This is a genomic window from Flavobacterium succinicans, from assembly GCF_001662485.1.
Taxonomy (GTDB): Bacteria; Bacteroidota; Bacteroidia; order Flavobacteriales; family Flavobacteriaceae; genus Flavobacterium; species Flavobacterium succinicans_A.
Window position 1 is genome coordinate 33,532 of sequence record NZ_JMTM01000017.1, and the last position, 22,116, is coordinate 55,647.

19 protein-coding genes are annotated in these 22,116 nt (G+C 34.4%); 14 read left to right on the forward strand and 5 right to left on the reverse strand.

Features of this window, described 5'->3' with window-relative positions; genetic code table 11:
• Positions 1–64 precede the first annotated feature (64 nt).
• The 11 genes from argS (at position 65) to FLB_RS02275 (ending at position 14,970) form a co-directional block, all read left to right on the forward strand.
• Positions 65–1,843, forward strand: a complete 1,779-nt coding sequence (argS, locus tag FLB_RS02225; protein WP_064714339.1) for an arginine--tRNA ligase — start codon at positions 65–67, stop codon at positions 1,841–1,843.
• A gap of 31 nt (positions 1,844–1,874) precedes the next feature.
• Positions 1,875–3,353: an SGNH/GDSL hydrolase family protein gene (locus FLB_RS02230; RefSeq protein WP_064714854.1), complete on the forward strand. Its 1,479-nt coding sequence runs from the start codon at positions 1,875–1,877 to the stop codon at positions 3,351–3,353.
• Positions 3,343–4,749 carry a GDSL-type esterase/lipase family protein gene (locus tag FLB_RS02235; protein ID WP_064714340.1) on the forward strand — a complete coding sequence of 469 codons (1,407 nt, stop codon included), beginning with the start codon at positions 3,343–3,345 and terminating at the stop codon, positions 4,747–4,749. The genes FLB_RS02230 and FLB_RS02235 overlap by 11 nt, the downstream gene beginning before the upstream one ends.
• 8 nt (positions 4,750–4,757) lie before the next feature.
• Positions 4,758–6,455: an MBOAT family O-acyltransferase gene (locus tag FLB_RS02240; RefSeq protein WP_410503410.1), complete on the forward strand. Its 1,698-nt coding sequence runs from the start codon at positions 4,758–4,760 to the stop codon at positions 6,453–6,455.
• 307 nt (positions 6,456–6,762) lie between these two features.
• Positions 6,763–8,115, forward strand: a complete 1,353-nt coding sequence (gene ffh, locus FLB_RS02245; protein WP_064714341.1) for a signal recognition particle protein — start codon at positions 6,763–6,765, stop codon at positions 8,113–8,115.
• 94 nt (positions 8,116–8,209) lie between these two features.
• Entirely contained in the window at positions 8,210–9,088 is an 879-nt protein-coding gene (locus FLB_RS02250; protein WP_064714342.1) for a bifunctional 5,10-methylenetetrahydrofolate dehydrogenase/5,10-methenyltetrahydrofolate cyclohydrolase, read from the forward strand.
• Between the two features lie 120 nt (positions 9,089–9,208).
• A complete protein-coding gene (locus FLB_RS02255; RefSeq protein ID WP_064714343.1) occupies positions 9,209–9,823 on the forward strand; it encodes a hypothetical protein in 615 nt (204 codons plus the stop codon).
• 6 nt (positions 9,824–9,829) lie between these two features.
• Positions 9,830–10,123: a winged helix-turn-helix domain-containing protein gene (locus tag FLB_RS02260; protein WP_064714344.1), complete on the forward strand. Its 294-nt coding sequence runs from the start codon at positions 9,830–9,832 to the stop codon at positions 10,121–10,123.
• Between the two features lie 53 nt (positions 10,124–10,176).
• Positions 10,177–11,556, forward strand: a complete 1,380-nt coding sequence (locus FLB_RS02265) for a DUF4173 domain-containing protein (protein WP_064714345.1) — start codon at positions 10,177–10,179, stop codon at positions 11,554–11,556.
• Positions 11,557–11,635: 79 nt separating this feature from the next.
• On the forward strand, positions 11,636–12,160 hold the full coding sequence (gene xrtK / locus FLB_RS02270; protein ID WP_064714346.1) for an exosortase K: 525 nt from the start codon (positions 11,636–11,638) through the stop codon (positions 12,158–12,160).
• On the forward strand, positions 12,157–14,970 hold the full coding sequence (locus tag FLB_RS02275; RefSeq protein ID WP_064714347.1) for an MSEP-CTERM sorting domain-containing protein: 2,814 nt from the start codon (positions 12,157–12,159) through the stop codon (positions 14,968–14,970). The genes xrtK and FLB_RS02275 overlap by 4 nt, the downstream gene beginning before the upstream one ends.
• A 204-nt stretch (positions 14,971–15,174) precedes the next feature.
• Here the strand turns inward: FLB_RS02275 and FLB_RS02280 are convergent, their stop codons facing one another.
• The gene (locus FLB_RS02280; RefSeq protein WP_064714348.1) at positions 15,175–15,501 is read right to left on the reverse strand and encodes a winged helix-turn-helix transcriptional regulator; all 327 of its coding nucleotides are present in this window, start codon (positions 15,499–15,501) and stop codon (positions 15,175–15,177) included.
• 117 nt (positions 15,502–15,618) lie between these two features.
• Here FLB_RS02280 and FLB_RS02285 point away from each other — a divergent pair, with 117 nt between their 5' ends.
• Both FLB_RS02285 and FLB_RS02290 read left to right on the forward strand, forming a co-directional pair.
• Complete coding sequence (locus FLB_RS02285; RefSeq protein WP_064714349.1) at positions 15,619–16,698, forward strand: alkene reductase; 1,080 nt, start codon at positions 15,619–15,621, stop codon at positions 16,696–16,698.
• A gap of 99 nt (positions 16,699–16,797) precedes the next feature.
• Entirely contained in the window at positions 16,798–17,091 is a 294-nt protein-coding gene (locus FLB_RS02290) for a hypothetical protein (protein WP_157490518.1), read from the forward strand.
• A gap of 133 nt (positions 17,092–17,224) precedes the next feature.
• Here FLB_RS02290 and rluF read toward each other — a convergent pair whose 3' ends face one another.
• From rluF to FLB_RS02310, 4 genes are all read right to left on the reverse strand, one after another.
• Complete coding sequence (gene rluF, locus FLB_RS02295) at positions 17,225–18,028, reverse strand: 23S rRNA pseudouridine(2604) synthase RluF (RefSeq protein WP_064714351.1); 804 nt, start codon at positions 18,026–18,028, stop codon at positions 17,225–17,227.
• Positions 18,029–18,127: 99 nt separating this feature from the next.
• Complete coding sequence (locus FLB_RS02300) at positions 18,128–19,003, reverse strand: alpha/beta fold hydrolase (RefSeq protein ID WP_231891033.1); 876 nt, start codon at positions 19,001–19,003, stop codon at positions 18,128–18,130.
• 3 nt (positions 19,004–19,006) lie between these two features.
• Complete coding sequence (locus FLB_RS02305) at positions 19,007–19,786, reverse strand: zinc ribbon domain-containing protein (RefSeq protein WP_064714353.1); 780 nt, start codon at positions 19,784–19,786, stop codon at positions 19,007–19,009.
• Positions 19,787–19,789: 3 nt separating this feature from the next.
• Positions 19,790–20,905 (reverse strand): Nif3-like dinuclear metal center hexameric protein, encoded by a 1,116-nt coding sequence (locus tag FLB_RS02310; RefSeq protein ID WP_064714354.1) that lies wholly within the window; start codon positions 20,903–20,905, stop codon positions 19,790–19,792.
• Between the two features lie 421 nt (positions 20,906–21,326).
• Between FLB_RS02310 and FLB_RS02315 the strand changes: the two genes are divergently transcribed.
• Complete coding sequence (locus FLB_RS02315; RefSeq protein ID WP_064714355.1) at positions 21,327–22,067, forward strand: hypothetical protein; 741 nt, start codon at positions 21,327–21,329, stop codon at positions 22,065–22,067.
• Positions 22,068–22,116 lie beyond the last annotated feature (49 nt).

Here is a 22,116-nt window from a genome sequence, read left to right on the forward strand (position 1 = left end):
GAGTTAGCGGTTTTCTAATTGCTAAATAAGCAGTATCTTTGCCCACTTTTAAAATATAGTTTACATGTCATTACAACAGATTCTTACTCCATCTATTCATAAAGCCGTTCAAACCTTGTTTGATGTATCTCTTGATAAAATTGAATTTCAAGCGACTCGTAAAGAATTCGAAGGCGATATTACCTTAGTTATTTTTCCCTTATTGAAAGTAATCAAAAGCAATCCAGTAGAATTAGGAAACAAAATAGGAACGTATTTGGTAGAAAACGTAGCCGAAGTAGCTCGTTTTAACGTAGTATCTGGTTTTTTGAATATTGTCATTGCCGATGCCTATTATTTGAACTTTTTCAACGGAATCAAAGACGACACCTGTTATGGTTTTGTAACGCCAAGTCCTGATGCCAAAGCAGTAATGGTAGAATATTCTTCTCCCAATACCAACAAACCTTTGCATTTAGGGCACGTTAGAAACAATCTTTTGGGGTATTCAGTGGCGGAAATTATCAAAGCTTCTGGGAAAAAAGTGTACAAAACACAAATTATCAACGATAGGGGAATTCATATTTGTAAGTCGATGTTGGCTTGGCAAAAATTTGGAAACGGAGCCACTCCAGAAAGCACAGGCTTGAAGGGAGATAAATTGGTGGGGAATTATTACGTAGCTTTTGATAAGGCGTACAAAGAAGAAATCAACCAATTAATGGCTGAAGGTAAAACGGAAGAAGAAGCAAAAAAACAAGCACCTATTCTTTTGGAAGCCCAAGAAATGCTGTTGAAATGGGAATCGGGCGATAAAGAAGTAATTGCCCTTTGGAAGGTGATGAACCAATGGGTGTATAACGGTTTTGCAACTACCTACAAAAACATGGGCGTTGATTTTGATAGTTATTACTACGAAAGCAATACCTATTTGCTAGGAAAAGATGTCGTGCAAGTAGGATTAGATAAAGGTATTTTCGAAAGAGATCCTGATGGTTCCGTTTGGATTGACTTGACCGATGAAGGTTTGGACCGTAAGATTGTTTTGCGTTCAGACGGGACAGCGGTTTATATGACGCAAGACATAGGAACAGCAATCCAGCGTGTAAAAGATATGCCTGATGTTGGTGGAATGGTGTACACAGTAGGAAATGAACAAGATTACCACTTCAAAGTATTGTTTTTGATATTGAAAAAACTAGGTTTTGATTGGGCTTCTAGCTTGTATCACCTTTCGTACGGAATGGTAGATTTGCCTTCGGGAAAAATGAAAAGCCGTGAGGGAACTGTAGTAGATGCTGATGATTTGATGCACGAAATGGCAGCTACCGCTCAAAAAATCGCAGAAGATTTAGGGAAATTAGACGAATATTCAGCCGAAGAAAAGGCTGCTTTATATAGTACCATTGGATTAGGAGCTTTGAAATATTACATTCTAAAAGTCGATCCTAAAAAACGCATCTTGTTTAATCCTGAAGAATCGGTTGATTTTGCTGGAAATACAGGTCCGTTCATTCAATATACCTATGCCAGAATCCAGTCGATTATTCGTAAAGCGGCTTTTGATTTTTCTGCGCCAAGTGCTCTAAACGAATTGAATGAAAAAGAAAAAGAACTCATCAAACAATTAGAATTGTTCCCAGAAGTGATTCAGAATGGAGCTCAATATCATAGCCCTGCTTTGATTGCCAATTATACGTATGAGTTGGTTAGAGAGTACAATTCGTTCTACCAAGCGGTTTCTATTTTAGGAGAAGAAGACCAACAAAAGAAAATTTTTAGAGTACAATTGTCTAAAAAAGTAGCCGATACGATTGCGGCAGCTTTTAGTTTGTTGGGAATTAATGTTCCAGAACGCATGTAATTTTAAACGTTTAAAATCAAAAGACATTCTTGTGAATACACCAAAATCGTATTTTTTTCGCTCTTTTCTGATTATTCTGATGGCAGCTTGCTTTTTCTTAGGATTAAAAGAAGTGTTGCCAAAAAAAATATTTGCAGCGGCTAAAGGTCCTTCTAAAAATGTATTGATTGACAGTATGTTGATTGATGCTTTTGAGTCGGAGCCTGATAGTGTCGCGATTACTCCCAATGATACAATGGCCGATCAAAAAATTGTTTTTGAGGAGTCCTTTGGGGTAACTTTTCCTGAAGAATCCATTGAAAATTTTAAAGGCTATCAGTATTTGATTCCTTTTTATGAGCGATTGTACCAATTAGAAACCAATCAAAATGGTAAAGTTCGTATCGCTTATTTTGGTGATTCTATGACCGATGGCGATATGATTGTGCAAGATGTTCGTGCAGCATTTCAAAATAATTTTGGAGGAAAAGGCGTTGGTTTTGTTTCTATAACCTCAGAGTCTGCGGCTTCTAGAGGTTCTGTTTTGCATCAGTTTTCAGACAATTGGAAAATGCAATCGTATCTGAATGTCAAAAATCCAATTCGTCCTTTTGGAGTAAATGGTCATGTATTTTTTGCCAACGATTCTAATAAAGATATTTGGGTGAAATTTACCGCAGGACGTGCTAGAAATAACGCTATTCTTAATAATCCTACCTTGTTTTATGGAAGTTCAGACAATACATCTGGGCAAATAAGGTATCAATTAGATAAAGATACTATTTATAAAAATTTAACAGCGGATCATTTACTCAATACAATTGTGTTGAAAAATGGTGGACTTAAAACGATCAAATTAAATTTCGATGGTGCACAATCGGTACCGGTATATGGTGTTAATTTTGATGACGGAAAAGGCGTTCACGTGGATAATTTTTCACAGCGAGGTAATTCTGGAATTCCAATTTCAAAGTTTGACCCCGCTTTGATGCAAGCTTTTCAAAAGAAATTAAACTATAACTTAATCGTTTTGCATTACGGTACGAACGTGTTGAATTATGGTACAAAAGATTACAATTGGTACGCCAGAAGTATGACCAAAACCGTAAACCGTTTGAGAGAAGGTTTTCCAGGAGCTTCGATTTTGATTGTTTCGACTGCTGATAAAGCTTCGAAATACAAAACCGAAATGAAGACCGATTCAGCGGTAGTACCTTTGACTCATGCTCAACGAAACTATGCGCTCAAAACCCAATCCGGATTTGTGAATTTGTACACGCTTATGGGTGGAGATGGCTCTATGGTAAAATGGGTGGAGCAAGAACCTGTAATGGCTAATAAGGATTATACGCATTTCAATATACGAGGGTCTAAAAAAGTAGCTGGGATGATTTATGACCAAATTATGAATGGCTATCAGGAATACAAAAGATTGCGTAGCACTGTAAAAACTGCGAAATCATCAGCTCCAAAGGATAGTGCCATAGTTGAACCAATTGTTCCTAAAACAGAAGAAACAGATGAAGACTAAAATCACTTTTATCTTTTTGTTTGTATGCTTTAAAATGTTTTCTCAAAACACTTTTTTACCTGTGCTTATGTCAATATCATCTGTTAACGAAATGGTGGATCCTGAATTCTATCCAAGAGGAATTCAGAACACGGAGCGACTTACAACATTTTTTACCAAATTAAAAGTGTTGCAGAGTACCCAAAAAGGAAAATTGAATATAGTTCATATTGGAGATTCTCATATTCAAGGAGACATAATGACAGCAGTTTGTAGAAACAAATTACAAAAGAATTTTGGGAATGCCGGGCGTGGTTTGGTATTTCCTTATACACTCGCACATACGAATGGCTCTCCTGATGTCCGTTTTTCATCAAATGTAAAATGGACGAATTACCGTAATATCTTGCCCTTGAACGGAAGTCCAGTAGGAATAAGTGGTATTTCGTTGACTAGTAAGTCAAAAAGTTTACGTCTTACGTTGCAAGTCAAAAACAAAGACTATTTTTTTAATACTTTAAAAATAATCACCCCAAACAACGAATCGCTTTTTGAAAGAGCGGGAGAGGTAGAAAAAATGGTTACTATAAAAACTGTTCCAAAAAAGGTCGTTCATACCATTAAAAAAGGCGAAACGCTTTCGACCATTGCGGACCATTACAACGTAAGTACGGCGAAACTAAAAAAAGAAAACAAACTCACAAGTACTAAAATTACGGCGGGTAAGACATTAAAAATTCCAACCAACCAAACCAGTGAGAAATCGGTAGTAAACACGAAATATCATTCTGAAACTTTTGAAGAAGATATGAATTACCATTTCTTTGAGTCCGAAAAGCCATTGGATCGTTTTGTTCTATTACCCAATAAGGAAGCTTCTTTGTATGCTTTGAATGGAGTGGTTTTAGAAAATAACAATCCAGGAATTATTTATCACAATATTGGTGTAAATGGCGCTAAATATTCTGATTACAATAAATATCCTCTGTTTTTTGATCAGTTAAAAGCCCTCGAACCCGATTTGATTATTGTGTCTTTGGGAACCAATGAATCCTATGGGAAAATTGCACCATTGGATTATCTCCGACAAGTGCAGGAATTTTTATTGAAGGTGAGAACACAAAATCCAGAGGCTGATGTTTTAATTATTACGCCACCGCCTTCGTTTTTGCCGCATCATCGCCTCAATACTTTTGTAGATGAGTATGCCAAAAGTTTGGTGAGTTATGCATCGTTAGGACATTATGCGGTATGGGATTTGTTTCAAACCTTAGGAGGAATGCATGGTGTTAGTAAAATTTATGGAAAAGGATTAATGAATCCAGACCGCGTGCACTACACGACGAACGGGTATCAGCTACAAGGAAATATGCTGTCCAATGTATTGCTCAACGCTTTTAAAGAATTTAATAAATAAACTAGATTGTGATTACTTTTACAGATATAACAAATTGGTTACAAACCACTTTTGGCACTATTGATGCTGCGCAAGTGAATGAATGGCTTACCTTCAATCCAAAAGAACCAATTCTATTTAATACCGCTTTTTTCTTAGGACTTTTTTTATTGTTCTATCCCATTTATATTCTTACGACCAAAGCCAAAACTAGGGTGTACCGACACATTTATGTTTTTGCTTTCTCGTTATTCTTTTATTATAAATCCAGCGGAATCTATTTTTGTCTCTTGTTGTTTTCTGGTTTGGTCGATTATACGTTGGCTAAATTTCTTTATGAAGAAACCAAAGAAGGCTATCGTAAATTCTTTTTGATTCTTAGTGTTATCTTCAATTTGTCTTTTTTAGGCTATTTCAAATATTCTAATTTCTTAATTGACAATTACAATCAGTTATTCGAAGGTCAGATTCATTTTATCGATGTGATTTTGCCTGTAGGGATTTCGTTTTATACCTTTCAATCGATGAGTTATATCATCGATATTTATAGACGAGAATTAGAGCCAACAAAGAACATGTTGGATTATATGTTTTTCGTGTCCTTCTTTCCACAGTTGGTGGCGGGACCTATTGTTCGTGCTTCGGAGTTTATTCCGCAAATTTATAGCAAAATAAAACTTTCGCGTGAAGATTTTGACTCAGCCGTATTTCTTATTATGGGCGGTTTAATCAAGAAAACCGTCATTTCTGACTATATCTCTTTGAACTTTGTGGACCGTGTATTCGATGCGCCCAAAAGTTATACCGCCTTCGAAAACCTTATGGCATCCTATGGCTACACGATTCAGATTTATTGTGATTTTTCAGGCTATTCCGATATGGCTATAGGGATTGCTTTGTTGATGGGATTCAAATTGTCAGTCAATTTTAGGACTCCTTATCAATCGGCTTCTATTACTGAGTTTTGGAGAAGATGGCACATTTCATTATCTACTTGGTTGCGTGATTATTTATACATTTCAGTAGGAGGAAACCGTCGTGGGAGTTTCGGAGGGTTTTTATTTCCTTCGTTGTTTTTTGCAGGATTAATTGCTTGGGCAAGTTGGTATTATCCAGTGAGTCCAATTCCGTTGATTATTGCAATTGCTTCGTTGGTAGTTTTCTGTTTGACTTTCTTATTAGCCAAAGACAAGAAAAGAACGATGTTTACCAATGTGAACTTAATGACTACAATGTTGCTAGGTGGATTTTGGCACGGCGCAAGTTTGAAATTTATTATTTGGGGTGCGTTACATGGAATTGCTTTGGCAGTTAATAAATTGTTTTCGGATTATTTTCCTTCTTCCAAAGACAAAAAAATAACGTTTTGGAAAGCCATCACTACAGTTTTTTCTGTGCTAGTTACGTTTCATTTTGTGGTTTTCTGTTGGATCTTTTTTAGAGCCAAAGATTTCTCAGTGGCCTTAGATATGATTACTTCGATAGGTGACCTACAATTCAATTGGGAACAATGGGCGATAGTCATTTCAGGCTATGAAAACGTTTTTATAATGATTGCTATTGGGTACGCGCTGCACTTTGTCCCAGCCAAAATCACTCAAGGACTCAAATCCATTTTCGATAAGTTGCCTATGGTTTTCAAAGCCTTAATTCTTGCGCTTACCTTCTGGTTGGTTGCTGCGATGGCTTCAAGCGAATTGGTGCCTTTTATTTATTTCCAATTCTAGGGTACCGTTGTTTTTTAGGAGCGAAGCAATTGGCCTTTTTATAGGCAAGTTTCCCGCTGTCCTTCCAATCTTTTTTTATAGCCAACTGGTTTCTTTAACCAGTTGGCTATAAAAAAAGGATTTTCCCTCCCATCGGGGCTATAGAATGGACAATTTTGCATTTTTGGCGGCATTTTCAATACGAAAAGCACAGAAAATAATTCATTTTTTACCCTCCAAAAACACCTAAATTCCTAAAGTTTAAACTTCAAATCTTTGTGCCTCTAAACCTTTATAGTATATTTGCATTTCAAAAAAATAGAAAATCATGTTTGATAATTTAAGCGATAAGTTAGATAAAGCGTTTCATATTTTAAAAGGACACGGAAAAATCACCGAAGTCAACGTAGCCGATACCTTAAAAGAAGTACGTCGTGCCCTATTGGATGCCGATGTTAACTTTAAGATTGCCAAAGATTTTACCGCCAAAGTAAAAGAAAAAGCCATCGGACAAGACGTGTTGACGACCTTGCAACCAGGACAATTATTGGTAAAATTAGTCAAAGACGAATTAACTGAATTAATGGGTGGTGATGTAGCCGGCATTAATCTTTCAGGAAATCCATCCGTGATTTTAATGTCAGGTTTACAAGGCTCTGGTAAAACTACCTTTTCTGGAAAGTTAGCCAACTATCTTCAAACCAAAAAAAATAAAAAAGTCCTTTTAGTTGCTTGTGATATTTATCGTCCAGCAGCTATTCAGCAATTGTATGTAGTAGGAGATTCTATCGCCGTTGAGGTGTATTCTGAACCAGAAAATAAAAATCCTGTCGAAATTGCTCAAAACGCAATCAAACATGCCAAAGCTAACGGATTCAATGTGGTCATCGTCGATACCGCAGGTCGTTTGGCTGTTGATGAAGAAATGATGAACGAAATCGAACGCGTTCACAAAGCCATTCAGCCACAAGAAACCTTGTTTGTAGTGGATTCGATGACAGGGCAAGATGCAGTAAATACAGCAAAAACTTTCAACGACCGTCTAAACTTTGATGGGGTAATTTTGACCAAATTGGACGGTGATACTCGTGGTGGAGCAGCCTTGTCAATCAAAACGGTGGTGAACAAACCGATAAAGTTTGTGGGTACTGGCGAAAAGATGGAGGCGATTGATGTGTTCTACCCTGTTCGTATGGCCGAGCGTATCCTTGGAATGGGAGACGTAGTCTCTTTGGTAGAGCGTGCACAAGAGCAGTTCGACGAAGAGGAAGCTAGAAAATTACAAAAGAAAATTGCTAAGAACGAATTTGGTTTTGATGATTTCTTGACTCAAATTCAACAAGTAAAGAAAATGGGTAACATGAAGGATTTGGTTGGAATGATACCAGGTGCTTCCAAAGCCATGAAAGATATCGAAATTGAAGACGATGCGTTCAAACATATTGAAGCGATCATTCACTCCATGACGCCCGGAGAAAGAAGCAAACCAGCACTAATCGACGCCAAACGTAAGATTAGAATCGCAAAAGGTTCTGGTACAAAAGTGGAGCAAGTCAATCAATTGATGAAACAATTCGACCAAATGAGTAAAATGATGAAAATGATGCAAGGCCCAGGCGGAAAGAATTTGATGAAAATGATGGGCGGCATGAAAGGAATGCCTGGAGGAATGCCAAGATAAAAAGCAAAGGTTTAAAAAATCAGTAAGATGAGTTTTTAAACCTTTGTCATTTACATCAACCAAAACCAAACATAACTAAATTTAAATACACAACATGCAAGTATTAGACGGAAAAAAAACATCAGAGGATATCAAGAAAGAGATCGCCATTGAAGTGCAACAAATGAAAGAGAATGGGGAGAAAGTGCCTCATTTGGCTGCTGTAATTGTTGGAAATGACGGAGCGAGTTTAACCTATGTTGGGAGTAAAGTGCGTTCTTGTCAGCAAATTGGTTTCGATTCTACTTTGGTGAGTTTACCTGAAACCATTACCGAGGACGAATTGTTAGCCAAGATCAAGGAGTTAAACGAAGATGATAACTTAGATGGTTTTATTGTTCAGTTACCGTTGCCTAAACATATCAATGAAGAAAAAATCCTATTAGCGATTGATCCCGACAAAGACGTAGATGGTTTTCACCCTACTAATTTCGGAAAAATGGCTCTAGATATGGATACTTTTATTCCAGCCACTCCTTTCGGAATCATGCAATTATTAAAACGTTATAATGTAGATACTGTAGGCAAACATACTGTGGTTATTGGCAGAAGTCATATTGTGGGTCGACCAATGAGTATTTTGATGAGCCGTAAAGGAAATCCAGGTGATTCAACGGTTACGTTAACCCATAGTAGAACCAAAAACATTGAAGAATTTACTAAGAATGCGGATATCATTATCACCGCTTTAGGAGTTCCTAATTATTTGAAGGCAGACATGGTAAAAGATGGAGTAGTAGTAATCGACGTGGGAATTACTCGTGTGGCTGATGCTGCACACCCAAAAGGCTATGTAATTACTGGTGATGTTGATTTTGATGGTGTAAGCAAAAAATCATCATTCATCACTCCAGTTCCGGGTGGTGTGGGACCAATGACCATTGCGATGCTGTTGCAGAATACATTATTAGCGAGAAAAATGAGATTGAAATAAGATTTTTTAAAATTTATGGTTGGCCACTTTTTATTAAGTGGCTTTTTTTTGGAATTAATTAAAATAAATGAGTAGTTTTTGAATTATTTTAATAACTTTGTATTTCAAAGTACTTTTGTTATGACTGAAAAGCATCAAGAAGATTTATTGCATATCCGTTCCATGATGGAGCGTTCTTCCCGTTTTATTTCTTTAAGCGGTTTGTCTGGCGTTTTTGCTGGGTTGTCTGCCTTAATAGGTGGTTTATATGTTTATCAATTGTTTAAAGCTAATGGAATCGAGTATTTTGAAGACAATCATCATTTGTATTCCACTAATTTAATCGCAGAATTAATTCTTACCGCTTTTGTTATTTTGTTCTTTGCCTTGGCTTTTGGTATTTTTTTCACGGTTAGAAAAAGTAAAAAATTAAAGTTGCCAATCTGGACATCAGCTACAAAAAATATGCTTTTTAATTTAGCAATTCCTTTATTTGTTGGAGCTGTATTTTGTTTTGCACTTGTTTATCATCAGATGTTTATTTTGGTAGCGCCTAGCACCTTGATTTTTTATGGCTTAGCATTGTTAAATGCAGAGAAATACACTTACTCAGATATCAAATTCCTTGGATTTTCAGAGGTGATTTTAGGAAGTGTTGCTTTATTCTTTTTAGGATATGGTTTAGTATTTTGGATTCTCGGTTTCGGTATATTGCACATTTTCTATGGTTTATTATTATTTAAAAAATATAAATAACCATCGATGGGAATTATTGATAAACTAAATAAAGATTTCGAGAGTCGCGTCAGATTGGGCATTATGTCTATTTTGATGGTTAACGATTGGGTTGATTTTACTGAAATGAAATCACTTTTGGATATAACCGATGGAAATTTAGCCAGTCATTCTAGCGCTTTAGAAAAAGTGGAATATATTGAGGTTAAAAAGGAATTTGTAGGTAAGAAACCAAAAACTTCGTATCGAGTAACGAATAAAGGGCGTGTTGCCTTTGAACAACATCTCAAAAGTCTTGAAAAATTATTGAAAACTAAATAACTATTTTTTTGTCTAATCACTTTGAAATACAAAGTACTTTTAAATTTTAAATCATGAAAAAACACCATTTCATTTTTGTCTCAAGCTTTGTTTTTACCTTGCTTTTTTACAATCAGTCTGTTGGTTTGAACCTTGCTATTTTTGGTTTGTTTCTAACGGCAATGATTGTTTATTTCTTTAAAAATCAGTTCGTAAACAAATCACATTGGTGGCTAGTGTTTACTTCAGTTTTATCTTGTTTGTCGTTTGCTTGGTATGGCGATTTTGCTTCTTTTTTAGCACTTTTTTTATCCATTGCTATTTTACAATTGAGGACACAATTGGTCGAGTTGAAATTGATTCAGGTAATTCCTTTGATTATAATAAATGGATTTACTTCTTTAGGTCGGCCTTTTTTGTTTGGACAATGGTTGCCTAAACGAGAATTAAAAAATGATTTTGCCAAAAAACTGATTGCCTATGTAATGATTCCACTAGTGTTTTTGTTGCTGTTTTTTGTTGTATATTCTTTTGGTAGCGACCATTTTTCTGCACTTTTTACAGACTACACTTTAGATTTGGATATTTTTGAACTGCTTTTAATAGTATTGATTGGGTTTTATGTATCCTTTACTTTCTGGAACTATTGGGTTCCCGAAATGTCTTATGAAGTTAATAAAAAATTGGCTAATGACTTCGTTATTGCCGAAAAGGTCAACCAACCCACCTTTTCTTTTTTGGATTTGGATTTTGAAAGAAAAAGTGGCGAAATCACTTTATGCTTGCTTAACGTTATGCTTTTGGTTTTTATAGTCACCTACAACTATGAACAATTTTTTGAAGAAACAGCAAGTAGTACTTTGAGCAAAGCAACGCATGAAAGAGTGAATGCTGTTATTTTTTCAACGATTATGGCGGTTGGTGTTTTACTATTTTACTTCAAAGGTGGTTTCAATTTTGATAGAAAAGCTATTAATCTGAAGCGTTTGGCAAAAATTTGGATTGTTTTGAATGCTGTATTAATCATAAGTACGATTATCAAGAATTCAGAATATGTTGCCTTTTTTGGTTTGACATACAAACGATTGGGTGTGCATGCCTTCTTGATTTTGGCATTTATTGGCTTGGGATATACTTTCATCAAGATTACTCGACAAAAGACCAATGCCTATCTTTTCAATCAAATGGCCTGGTATTTTTATGGAACCATCGTATTGTGTGCTTGTATCAATTGGGGAAATCTAATTACAGTCTACAATATTTCGGTGGGGAAAGGAGTGGAGCCTACCTTTTTATGTAGCTTGAATTATAATGATGAAGCAAGAGCAAACTATTTCTTAGCCAAAAAAATCGGCGCTACTGATGAAGAAGTGTATAGAAAAGGCTTTATCCATCAGCAAAAAAACGAACCCTTTTTATCTAAGGTTTTGTATTATGAATCACTGGCAGAGTAGAGGTGAAATTTATCTATTGAAAGTCGCTTTTTTTCCAAAACTCATTAAACTTTGTTGAGTTAACTTATATCAAAATGACATGACAATACCCAAAAATATTTATTACTATTTGACCACTATACTGCTTTTTTTAGTATTGAAATTCGGTTATACAATTGCTGATACTAATGATTTGTTTTTTTTACTTCGCCCAACCGATACATTGGTTGGACTGTTAATAAGCTCAAAATCGGTTTACTTCGCTGATAAGGGATTTTATTATGATGATTTAAATTTTATCATCAACAAATCATGTTCTGGATTTAATTTTTTGCTTTTATGTTTTTCAATGTTTGCCATCGTAGCTTTTAAAAATATAAACTTGATTAAGCAAAGAATAGTAATTATTCCAGCGGCATTACTTTTGGCTTATGTTGTAACAATTTTTGTTAATGCTTCTAGAATATTTGTTTCGATTGTTTTGCAAAATCAAGTTACACATTTTTTATCACAAAAAAGTATTGAAATAGTGCATGAAACTATTGGAATAGTAACCAATTTATTTTTTTTGATTCTTATTTATATCCTATTGGAACGATTACTTAAAAAACAAAATTATCTATGAAAAACGTGCTTAATCCTAAATGGATTTTTGTTATTAATACATTTCCCATTGTTGTCTTGTTTGTCTTTTTTGCAGGAGAATTTACTATTTTTAAAAGTTTATTAAATAAAGAAAGCCTTTATTTATGGACAGTGTTTGGTTGGACTTTGGGTATATTAGGGTTGCTTAATTTTGGATACGCTCTGTATCTAACGAGTAAGAAACAAAGCGTATCATTTTGGTATGGATTTATTGCTTTGTTGCTTTATATCCCATTCCTATACTTATATAGTTGGCATATTGACAAAATTTTTCCACTTAGTATTCCACAATGGATGATCTCAGGGAATAGTATGGTATATGTTGGTACTTTTTTGATGCCTACACTTGCTTATTCTTTATTTATTTTAGTGTATCATTTTACCTCTGATACTAAAGAACACAGTCCTTTAATAAATTTTGTAATAGCATTGATTATCCCAATAGCGGGGTATTTATTCATTCAAGTTGTTTTGCCGCTTTGGAAACCAATAGGTAATACTTTTGAATTACACGCTTTGCTAATTTTAATTATTGTTTGCACATTAGTTTTTCTTTTTTTTGTTACTCGAGCGGTGTTTGTTCTAGTTACTAAAAGGGGTAGTGTTTGGCATAAATATCAATTAGTATGGAAAATACCAATTTCAATTTTACTACCCTTTATAGGTTTACTAGTAAATAATGGAGGTCTATTTGGTAAGTTGGATTCTGACAAATTGGGAATTTTTGGAGACTTTTCTAATTATTGGTTTTATATACTAGCAATATTGAATGGTGTCTTTATTTGTTTACCTAACTTAGAAAGTAAAAAATATAGAGTATTTCTTTTCATTGCAAGAAGCCTAACTTTTGTATATACGTGCTACTTTTTTCTTGTTTTTCTTCCTTTTTTACCTGTTTCAGTGGTTGCAGTAATAGCGTTTGGTTCAGGTTTTTTAATGCTAACGCCCTTGCTCCTTTTTGTATTACATAGTAAGGAACTCTACAAAGATTTTGTTTTTCTAAAGCGCTACTTTTCTAAACGTAAAATTTTAGCAATATCCTTTTTGAGTTGTTTAGTGCTCCCCACTTTAATCACTTTTTCTTATCTTATGGATAAAAGTGTTGTAAATGAATCACTTGATTATCTGTATAGTCCCGATTATTCACAATCCTATTCAATTGATAAAGTCGCATTAAAACAAACACTTCGTACCATTAAGCAACAAAAAGAAAGACGCGATATGTTTATTTTTGGGAAGCAAACACCCTATTTGTCAACCTATTTTAATTGGTTGGTTTTGGATAATCTAACTCTATCTGATTCGAAAATAAATGTTATTGAAAATGTGTTTTTTGGAACAGTTCCAACTCAAGTTAGAGCGGATAATAGTAAGGATGAGAATGTAAAGATTACCAATATTATTTCCAAAAGCACTTTTTATAAAAAACAGCAGGCTTGGAAAAGCTGGATTGATTTAGAAATTACCAATTATAGTGATAGTAATTGGTTTTCAGAATTTGCAACAACTATTGATTTACCAGAAGGTTCTTGGATATCCGACTATTATTTGTATGTAGGAAAAAAAAAAGAAATGGGGATTTTGGCTGAAAAAAAATCTGCTTTGTGGGTTTTTTCAAACATCAAAAATGAAAACAGAGATCCAGGTATTTTGTATTATCTCAATGGAAATAAAGTGGCAGTTAAGGTTTTTCCATTCGCAAAAAATGAAGTTAGAAAAATGGGCATCGAAATTTTGCATAAAGAACCATTTCCTTTTACAATTGATAGTAAAACTGTACAACTTGGTGCAAATAAAACAGCTAATGTTTTGGCATTCAAAGCAACGGATCCTGTCGTTTATTTGTCAGCAAATCAAAAGAAAGCCTTAAAACAGATTAGGCGTAAACCATACTTTCATTTTTTGGTAGACGCTTCTTTAAATAAGAAAAAGTTTTCAAACCAATTTAAGAATAGAATAACGACATTATTGAAAAGTAATCCAAGGTTAGCTGAAAATGCACAAGTGTCTTTTGTGAACAGTTATGTTACTAACGTTTCGTTGCAAGATGATTGGAAACAGACCTATATCAAGCAAGAATTTGAAGGCGGTTTTTATTTGGATCGAGCCATAAGGACTGTATTGTTTAAAAACTATAAAGCAGAAAAAAATACTTATCCTGTTTGCATTGTAGTGACAAAAAATATGCAAGAAGCAATTTTTGATAAAGATTTTTCAGATATGAAATTTACTTTTCCAGAGAGCGATTTCTTTTTTAATCTTAACGAAAATGCCGAACTCGAACCCCATTCTTTAATGTCTAATCCAAGGAGACGTCTTGAAGATAACACTACATTTAGATTTGATCAAAACGTTTTTGAATATAAAACGGGTAACCATACGTTTTATTTGCCACAAAATAATCAAGCAAGTATTGTTTTAAAAAGAGATGTTTTTGATATTGAGCCCAATGAAATTAAACCAAAAAATTGGCAATCAGGGTTGTTATTGCAAGGGAAGTGGTATTCTCAGATTTTGCACCCAGAAACATCTGACAAGGAATGGCTTAATTTGATAAAGTATAGTTTTATGTCAAAAATAATGACACCTGTTACTTCTTATTTGGTGGTAGAAAATGAAGCACAAAAAAAGATTTTAAAGAAAAAACAGCAGCAAGTTTTAGCGAGTAATAAATCATTAGATCTTGACGAGGAAGTCCAACAAATGAGTGAGCCAAATCTTTTAATTTTGATGGTATTTCTTGGAATAATTTTTTGGTTAAAAAAAAGAAAGAACACAATTATAGTTTAAAATAAATCAAAATAGAATAGACAGAAAACCCAACACACTCCTCTTGGGTTTTCTATTTAATAATCTCCTCTTTTCTTAAACTAATGTCTTCTTTTTGAATAAGCTGGCTGTTCGTTTTAGATAAGTGGACTTTATTGATTTACTTAATGGATAAGTTGGCGAAATGTTTTAATTTGGGTATCGAAAAAGTAACAAGACAATTTTTTATATTGAAAACTCTAGCCCCCAATTGTATAACGACGTAATACTAGGTAATAATTTTTCGCCTTTAATGGTTAATGCATATTCAACCGTAGGAGGGACGGTCGCAAATACCTCTCGGGTTATAATACCATTAGTTTCCATGTTTTTCAATTCTTTGACTAACATTCTTGTATTAATTCCATCTACAGTTCTTTCTATTTCTTTAAAGCGCATTTTGCCTTTTGATAAGTGATAAATGATTGGCATTGCCCATTTTCCGCCTATAATATCTAAAACTTCTTTTAAACTGCAAGTTTTATTAGAAATTATTGAATTATTTTCTTCCATGACATATTGATTTTATTAAATGCTTTACTTTAAGTTACTACTGTATATTTGTGTAACTACTTGCAAAAGTAAAGTATTGAGCATAAATTTGCAACTTAATTTTTAATATAAGTGAAAATGATATTATTTGAACCAATAAAACTGGGGAATAACACCCTTAAAAATAGAATGGTAATGGCACCAATGACAAGAAGTCGTGCTAATGTGGACGGAATCGTAGGAGATGCTACTCTTTTGTATTATACACAGCGTGCAAGTGCAGGATTAATCATTAGCGAAGCCATAAATATTTCTAAACAAGCGATTGGAAGCCCGCTTACCCCTGGCCTTTATACCGATGAACAAATTACTGCTTGGAAAAAAGTTACCCATGCCGTACATGAAAAAGGAGGTGTTATTTATGCTCAACTTTGGCATACAGGACGTGTTGGGCATTCATTAGTAAAAAATGGAGCGCAGCCGGTTTCTGCTTCTGCTTTGGCAATTGAAGGACAGCAACATTTCACATTGGAAGGAATGAAAGATTATGAAACGCCAAGTGTATTAAGCGTAGACGAAGTAAAAATCATTGTTCAAGATTATAAACAAGCAGCCATTAATGCTATTGAAGCAGGTTTTGATGGTGTCGAATTACATGCGGCATTTGGCTATTTGCCTGATCAATTTTTAGCAGCAAGTGCTAATCAAAGAACAGATGAATATGGCGGAACTAATGAAAATCGTAATCGTTTTGTTTTAGAAATAATGCAAGAACTAATTGCTGCTATTGGAGCCAATAAAGTAGCCATTCGTATATCGCCAACAAGTACTTATAATAATATTGTTCATCAAAATCCAATTGAACAATTTAGCTTACTCGTTAGCGAACTTGATAAAATGCCTTTGGCTTATATTCACATTATGAACGTTCCTTTTCCAGCCGATAAATTCCCAGAATATCCTACAAATTCAGTTGAAACTTTTGGAGTACTAACGCAGCATACAATAATTGCGAATTGTGGCTATACTAAAGAAACTGGCGAAGCGGCTTTAGAGAAGGGAATTGCAAAATTGATTTCTTACGGGGCATTATTTTTAGCGAATCCCGACTTGCCAAAACGTTTTGAGCTAAATGCACCACTTAATCAACCTGATAGAGCCACAATGTATGGTGGAAAAGAGGAAGGCTATATCGATTATCCATTTTTAGAACAATAGTTTTTTTAAATAATGAAAATCAAACACTTACAATTTTCAATACTATTCGTAATTTTACTTTTTTCAAATACAATTTTTTCACAATCTAATTCAAACAAAATGGAACAATCAGGGACCCCAAAAGCAGAAAACAGAATTCAAGCAATTTTAACTTTGGATATGGAAAATATTCCAAGTAATTTTCAAGAAATAATTAAACACGAACAAGAAGTTGTTGCAAAGTGGAAAGCAGAAGGCATATTAGAAAGTTTGTTTTTAAGACAAACTAAAAATGGTGCAGTACTTATTTTTAAAGGTGTTGACGAAGAAAAAGTCAAAGAATTAATGGTAACACTTCCGTTGTACAAATTGAAAAAAAGTGTTGAATACTTTAGCTTAATCAAACAGTTTTAAGATCTTATCCGAGTAGTTCTAATTATTGCTAATTCGACACAAGTTCAATGTTTTATAATCACATCTGTTTTTGATAAATAATTTTTGAATACAAACAAAAAAGGCTGTTCTCGCGAACGGCCTTAGTGGTGTGTTATTTTCTTCTAAATTTTGAATTTTCTCTTCGAACAAAATCTGTTTTCCGATGTGTTGCTTCTGTTTTGGGTAAGCTAGCTTCTTCTGTTTTACTTGAAGGTTCGATTAGCGTGTTGAGCTCTTTGATTTCGGCATCGGTCAAATCTCGGTAACGTCCTACAGGAATGTCTAGAGAAATATTGATAATTCGGATACGCTTCAAAGCGGTTACCTCATAGCCTAAGTATTCACACATTCTACGAATTTGACGATTCAATCCTTGGGTCAAAATGATCTTGAAAATGTATTTGCTAATTTGCTCTACTTTACACTTTCTAGTAACTGTATCTAAGATTGGAACACCATTCCTCATTCTTTCTATAAAACGATCCGTTATGGGTTTGTTTACCGTTACAGTATATTCTTTTTCGTGGTTGTTTCTTGCACGCAAAATTTTGTTTACAATATCCCCATCATTGGTCATGAAAATTAGGCCTTCACTGGCTTTGTCCAATCGACCAATTGGGAAAATACGCTTAGGGTAATTAATGTAATCTACGATGTTGTTGCGAACTTCTAGGTTGGTGGTACACTCAATGCCAACGGGTTTATTAAAGGCTAAGTACACTGGTTTTTCGTGTTTTTCAACAATTAATTTTCCATCGATGCGTACTTCATCTTGTGGAGACACTTTAGTTCCCATTTCTGGAACCACGCCATTAATAGTTACGCGACCTTCTTCGATTAATTTATCGGCTTCACGACGAGAACAATATCCCGTTTCTCCAATGAATTTATTGAGCCGTTTTAGATTTTCTTCCATAGTGCAAAAATACAAAATTGAATAGCAGTTTGGGATACTTATTACGATACTTTATTTTGAAATGTTCTTCATAAAGTGGTGTAAAGTGTGTTTTTTATCTTAATCAAATAAAAACTGACTCACTTTTTGGTATAAATGAGCGTCATGCATGCTGTGTCCTAATCCTTTAGTTTCTAATAAAACTGCATTTTTCCAAGTACTAGCAATTTTTTTAGCTTCATCGATTTTTACCACAATATCTTCTGTATCGTGTGCGATAAAACCCTTAGTATTGATTGTTTCGGCAAACAGTCGACTCGAAAATTCATGAATATCCAATTGGAAATGATTCAAATAATGGTTTTCGATATTTTGAGCAATGGTTGTATTGAGTTGTAACAAAGTAACAAAATTCGAAAGTATGATATTGAAATCACTCGGCGAGCCTAGAATTACTATCTTTTCAATGGCATCGTTTTGATATAAGGATTGATAATAGAGACATGTTTGTCCGCCAATGGAGTGTCCAATAAGATAATTTGGCTTGAATTTTTGAACGGCAATATGGATAAATTCGGCATATTGCGGAATACTAAATTCTTTTCCGCTTGATAAGCCATGCGCCGGAGCATCCATTGCGACGATAGTACTGCCTGATTTTTTCAAAAAGGGGAGTAAGTTTTCCCAGCGTGCGGCGTTACTTTCCCAGCCATGTACCAATAGAATAACCGTATCATTTCCTTTCCAAGTATAGGTTTGAAAAAATGAATCCCCATGTGTTATCTGTTCGGATTGTGCTTTTTGAAGGATTTTTGGGAGTTGGGTTGGGTTTAATTTCCCTGAACGCGGCTCGCTAAAAAGTCCGTAAGCAAAACTTGTTGCTTTCTTAGGAAAAGCGATACTCAAAAGATTTAAGGATAAACCAATAGATTTGATATAAAGAGAGCGAGCGGTTTTTTTCATATCAAAAAAGCCTCCCAGAAGGAGGCTTGTCATAATTTATAGTGTTGAAAACAATTGTTCCATTTTTTCTCTTTCTTCCTCGGCAAGAACACTGTCAACCAAAATTCTTCCTGAATGTTCATCGATAATGATTTTCTTTCTTGCAGCAATCTCAACCTGAGTTTGTGGTGGAATAGTGAAGAATGAACCTGCAGACGCTCCTCTTTCGATAGAAACTACTGCTAATCCGTTGCGAACACTTGTTCTGATTCTGGTGTAAGCCGTCAACAATCGTTCTTCAATTGTTGCTTGGAACTCCGCTGATTTTTGAGTTAAAAACTCTTCTTCTTTTTGAGTTTCTGCCATAATAGCTTCTAACTCTGATTTTTTATGTTTTAAATGAGAAGTTTTTGCTTCTAATTTTTCTCTAGAATTGGTGATTACTTCTTTTTTGTGCTCAATAGAAGCTTTCATTTCTTTGATTTGCTTTTCAGCCAATTGAATTTCTAATTCTTGAAACTCTACTTCTTTAGTCAAAGAGTTGAATTCACGGTTGTTACGAACCGTTTCTTGTTGTTTGGTGTATTTTTTAATCGCTTCTTTGTGCTCATCGATGGCATTTTTCTTTACTTTGATCATGTCTTCGATAACCTCAAGATCGGCTTTTAATTTTTCGGTACGAGTGCTTAAACCTGCCACTTCGTCTTCTAAATCTTCTACCTCTAAAGGAAGCTCTCCTCTTACGTTTCTAATTTCGTCAATTCTTGAGTCAATAAGTTGTAAATCGTAGATTGCTCTTAACTTTTCTTCAACACTTAATTCTTTCGTAGTAGCCATATTCTATAAGTACTTAACTGGATTTGTATTTTCTTCTGATAAAATGATTCCGCTTGGTAGCGAGACGGGTGCAAAATTAAGGATTTTTTTTCGAAGATACTCAACAATATAATTTTTTGTATAACGTTCGCTTTCAAAATGTCCGATATCTGCTAAAAGTATTCGATTTTCTGCTTCATAAAACTGATGATATTTTAAATCTGCGGTCAAATAGGCATCAGCTCCAGCTTGTATGGCCTGTGAAATAGCAAAACTTCCAGCTCCACCCAAAACGGCTACTTTTTTGATGGGACGACCCAAAAATGATGAATGCCGAATGCCTTCTGCTTGCATTTTTTCTTTTACAAAATGCAAAAAGGAAGATTCTTCCATAGATTCTTCTAGTTCACCAACCATTCCTAGTCCAATTTTTTGATAATTATTTTGTAAATCATAAATTTCATAAGCTACTTCTTCGTAAATATGAGTAGTAAATAATGCTTTTAAAACTTTTGACTGCAAATGTTTTTCAAAAACAACCTCTATTTTGGTTTCGGTTCCTGTTGATAAAACACCTTTTTGTCCTACTACGGGATTGCTATTTTCGTTGCCTTGGTAGGTGAAAGTGCCTTCTGAATTAAAACTGCAATTATCATAATTGCCAATGCTTCCTGCGCCCGCTTGAAACAAAGCGTTTCGAACGGCATCTGCATTTTCTCGTATTGTGTAGGTAACTAATTTGCGAATATAGTTTTGTTTGGGAACCAATATTTTAGTGTTCGATAAGCCCAAGGCATTACAAAAGATTTGATTTACTCCTTCAGGATGATTGTCTAAAGCGGTATGAACAGCATAAATGGCAATGTCGTTTTTAATCGCTTTTAGAATCGCTTTTTCAACATAATTTTTACCGGTAATTTTTTTAATCCCCGAAAAAAGAATGGGGTGAAAGCAAACAACCAAATTGCAATTTTTATTGATGGCTTCTGTAATTACATTTTCTAAGGCGTCGTGACAAACCAAAACACCAGTGGCTTCAGCATCTTGGTCACCAACCAATAAGCCTACATTGTCGAAATCTTCGGCATAGCCTAGTGGTGCCATTTCTTCAAGTAGAGCAAGGATTTGTTTTATTTTCATTCGATTTTTTTTGATTTCAATCCTGCCAAATTGTTAGTTTGATCAGTGTTTGTAATGGTTTGCAAAGATACAGTTTTTTGTATTTTGTCGGAAAATAAAAAACGGACAAAGGGCATTCACTTATTAAATTTCCTCCATAATTAAAACGAATAAACAGTACTGTATAACAGCTTTTATTTGATTCGACTTCTCAAATCACGATGCTTGTAAGCTATAAAATTAGTGCAATTCCATTTTTAGAATTAATAAAAATTAGTACTCATTTGTACTATTCATAGTTGCCTTTTTTGATAGGTGAATTCCCTGAAAAGGCGTTTGTTTAGGTTGACATTATTTAGGCTTTCGTTAACAGTAAATTAGGATATTTTTTGAAATAAAATACATGAATTGAATATTTTTGTAGTCTAATTTTTATGTGGCCATGAAACAATTGCTTTTGATTTTGGGACTTTTGTTTTTCGCTTTTGGTTTTTCGCAAACCACTACTTTGTTGAAAGGAAAAGTGATGTGTGATACAATTGCTGCAATTGGAGTAGAGGTAATTAATTTAAATACAGAGCAAAGTACCAAAACCGATAGTCGAGGTTTTTTTGAGATTTCAGCCAAAAATAAAGACGTTTTAGCATTTTATTCAAAAGAGTATGTTTTTAAAAAGATGGTTGTTGTTCCGGAGTACTTTCAGTTGAAGCAATTGGGGATTAAACTCATTAGGTCGGCTGTAGAATTGGATGAAGTTGTCGTTAAAAATACTAAATTAAAAGTGCCTAAGTTTACATATGAGCAAGCGGCTGCAGCTCGAATTGGTAAGGAAGCTGCTCATCCCAAAAATCCTTTTGTCTATGATGGCACGATAACCAATGGAATGGATTTGATGGAAATTGGAAGAAAAATATTTAGTCTTTTCAAAAATCCAGATAAACCAAAACGAGAAAAACAACCTGAGGAAGATTTCATAGCTTATGCTAAAGCTAGTTTGAACGAAACTTTTTATCAGCAGAAACTAGGACTTCAAAAAAATGGAATTAATAATTTCTTGGTCTATTGTAACGAAGATCCTGAATCAAAAAAAGTTTTTATAAACAAAGATGAATTGACTTTGCTGGATTTTTTGCTTAAAAAACATACCGCTTATCTCGAACTAGTTGGTAAGAACAAGGAGTAAAGACTTTTTTCTTGAGATCTTGTAGTGCAAATGTTCAATTTGTTATAAT

Excerpts from the sequence above, each read along its gene's own strand:
- argS (WP_064714339.1), top strand. The coding sequence starts at position 65 with ATGTCATTACAACAGATTCTTACTCCATCTATTCATAAAGCCGTTCAA.
- FLB_RS02305 (WP_064714353.1), bottom strand. The coding sequence starts at position 19,786 with ATGGCTACTACGAAAGAATTAAGTGTTGAAGAAAAGTTAAGAGCAATC.
- FLB_RS02285 (WP_064714349.1), top strand. The coding sequence starts at position 15,619 with ATGATATTATTTGAACCAATAAAACTGGGGAATAACACCCTTAAAAAT.
- FLB_RS02260 (WP_064714344.1), top strand. The coding sequence starts at position 9,830 with ATGGGAATTATTGATAAACTAAATAAAGATTTCGAGAGTCGCGTCAGA.
- FLB_RS02300 (WP_231891033.1), bottom strand. The coding sequence starts at position 19,003 with ATGACAAGCCTCCTTCTGGGAGGCTTTTTTGATATGAAAAAAACCGCT.
- xrtK (WP_064714346.1), top strand. The coding sequence starts at position 11,636 with ATGACAATACCCAAAAATATTTATTACTATTTGACCACTATACTGCTT.
- FLB_RS02255 (WP_064714343.1), top strand. The coding sequence starts at position 9,209 with ATGACTGAAAAGCATCAAGAAGATTTATTGCATATCCGTTCCATGATG.
- FLB_RS02315 (WP_064714355.1), top strand. The coding sequence starts at position 21,327 with ATGAAACAATTGCTTTTGATTTTGGGACTTTTGTTTTTCGCTTTTGGT.
- FLB_RS02290 (WP_157490518.1), top strand. The coding sequence starts at position 16,798 with ATGGAACAATCAGGGACCCCAAAAGCAGAAAACAGAATTCAAGCAATT.
- rluF (WP_064714351.1), bottom strand. The coding sequence starts at position 18,028 with ATGGAAGAAAATCTAAAACGGCTCAATAAATTCATTGGAGAAACGGGA.
- ffh (WP_064714341.1), top strand. The coding sequence starts at position 6,763 with ATGTTTGATAATTTAAGCGATAAGTTAGATAAAGCGTTTCATATTTTA.
- FLB_RS02235 (WP_064714340.1), top strand. The coding sequence starts at position 3,343 with ATGAAGACTAAAATCACTTTTATCTTTTTGTTTGTATGCTTTAAAATG.
- FLB_RS02280 (WP_064714348.1), bottom strand. The coding sequence starts at position 15,501 with ATGGAAGAAAATAATTCAATAATTTCTAATAAAACTTGCAGTTTAAAA.
- FLB_RS02310 (WP_064714354.1), bottom strand. The coding sequence starts at position 20,905 with ATGAAAATAAAACAAATCCTTGCTCTACTTGAAGAAATGGCACCACTA.
- FLB_RS02250 (WP_064714342.1), top strand. The coding sequence starts at position 8,210 with ATGCAAGTATTAGACGGAAAAAAAACATCAGAGGATATCAAGAAAGAG.
- FLB_RS02275 (WP_064714347.1), top strand. The coding sequence starts at position 12,157 with ATGAAAAACGTGCTTAATCCTAAATGGATTTTTGTTATTAATACATTT.
- FLB_RS02265 (WP_064714345.1), top strand. The coding sequence starts at position 10,177 with ATGAAAAAACACCATTTCATTTTTGTCTCAAGCTTTGTTTTTACCTTG.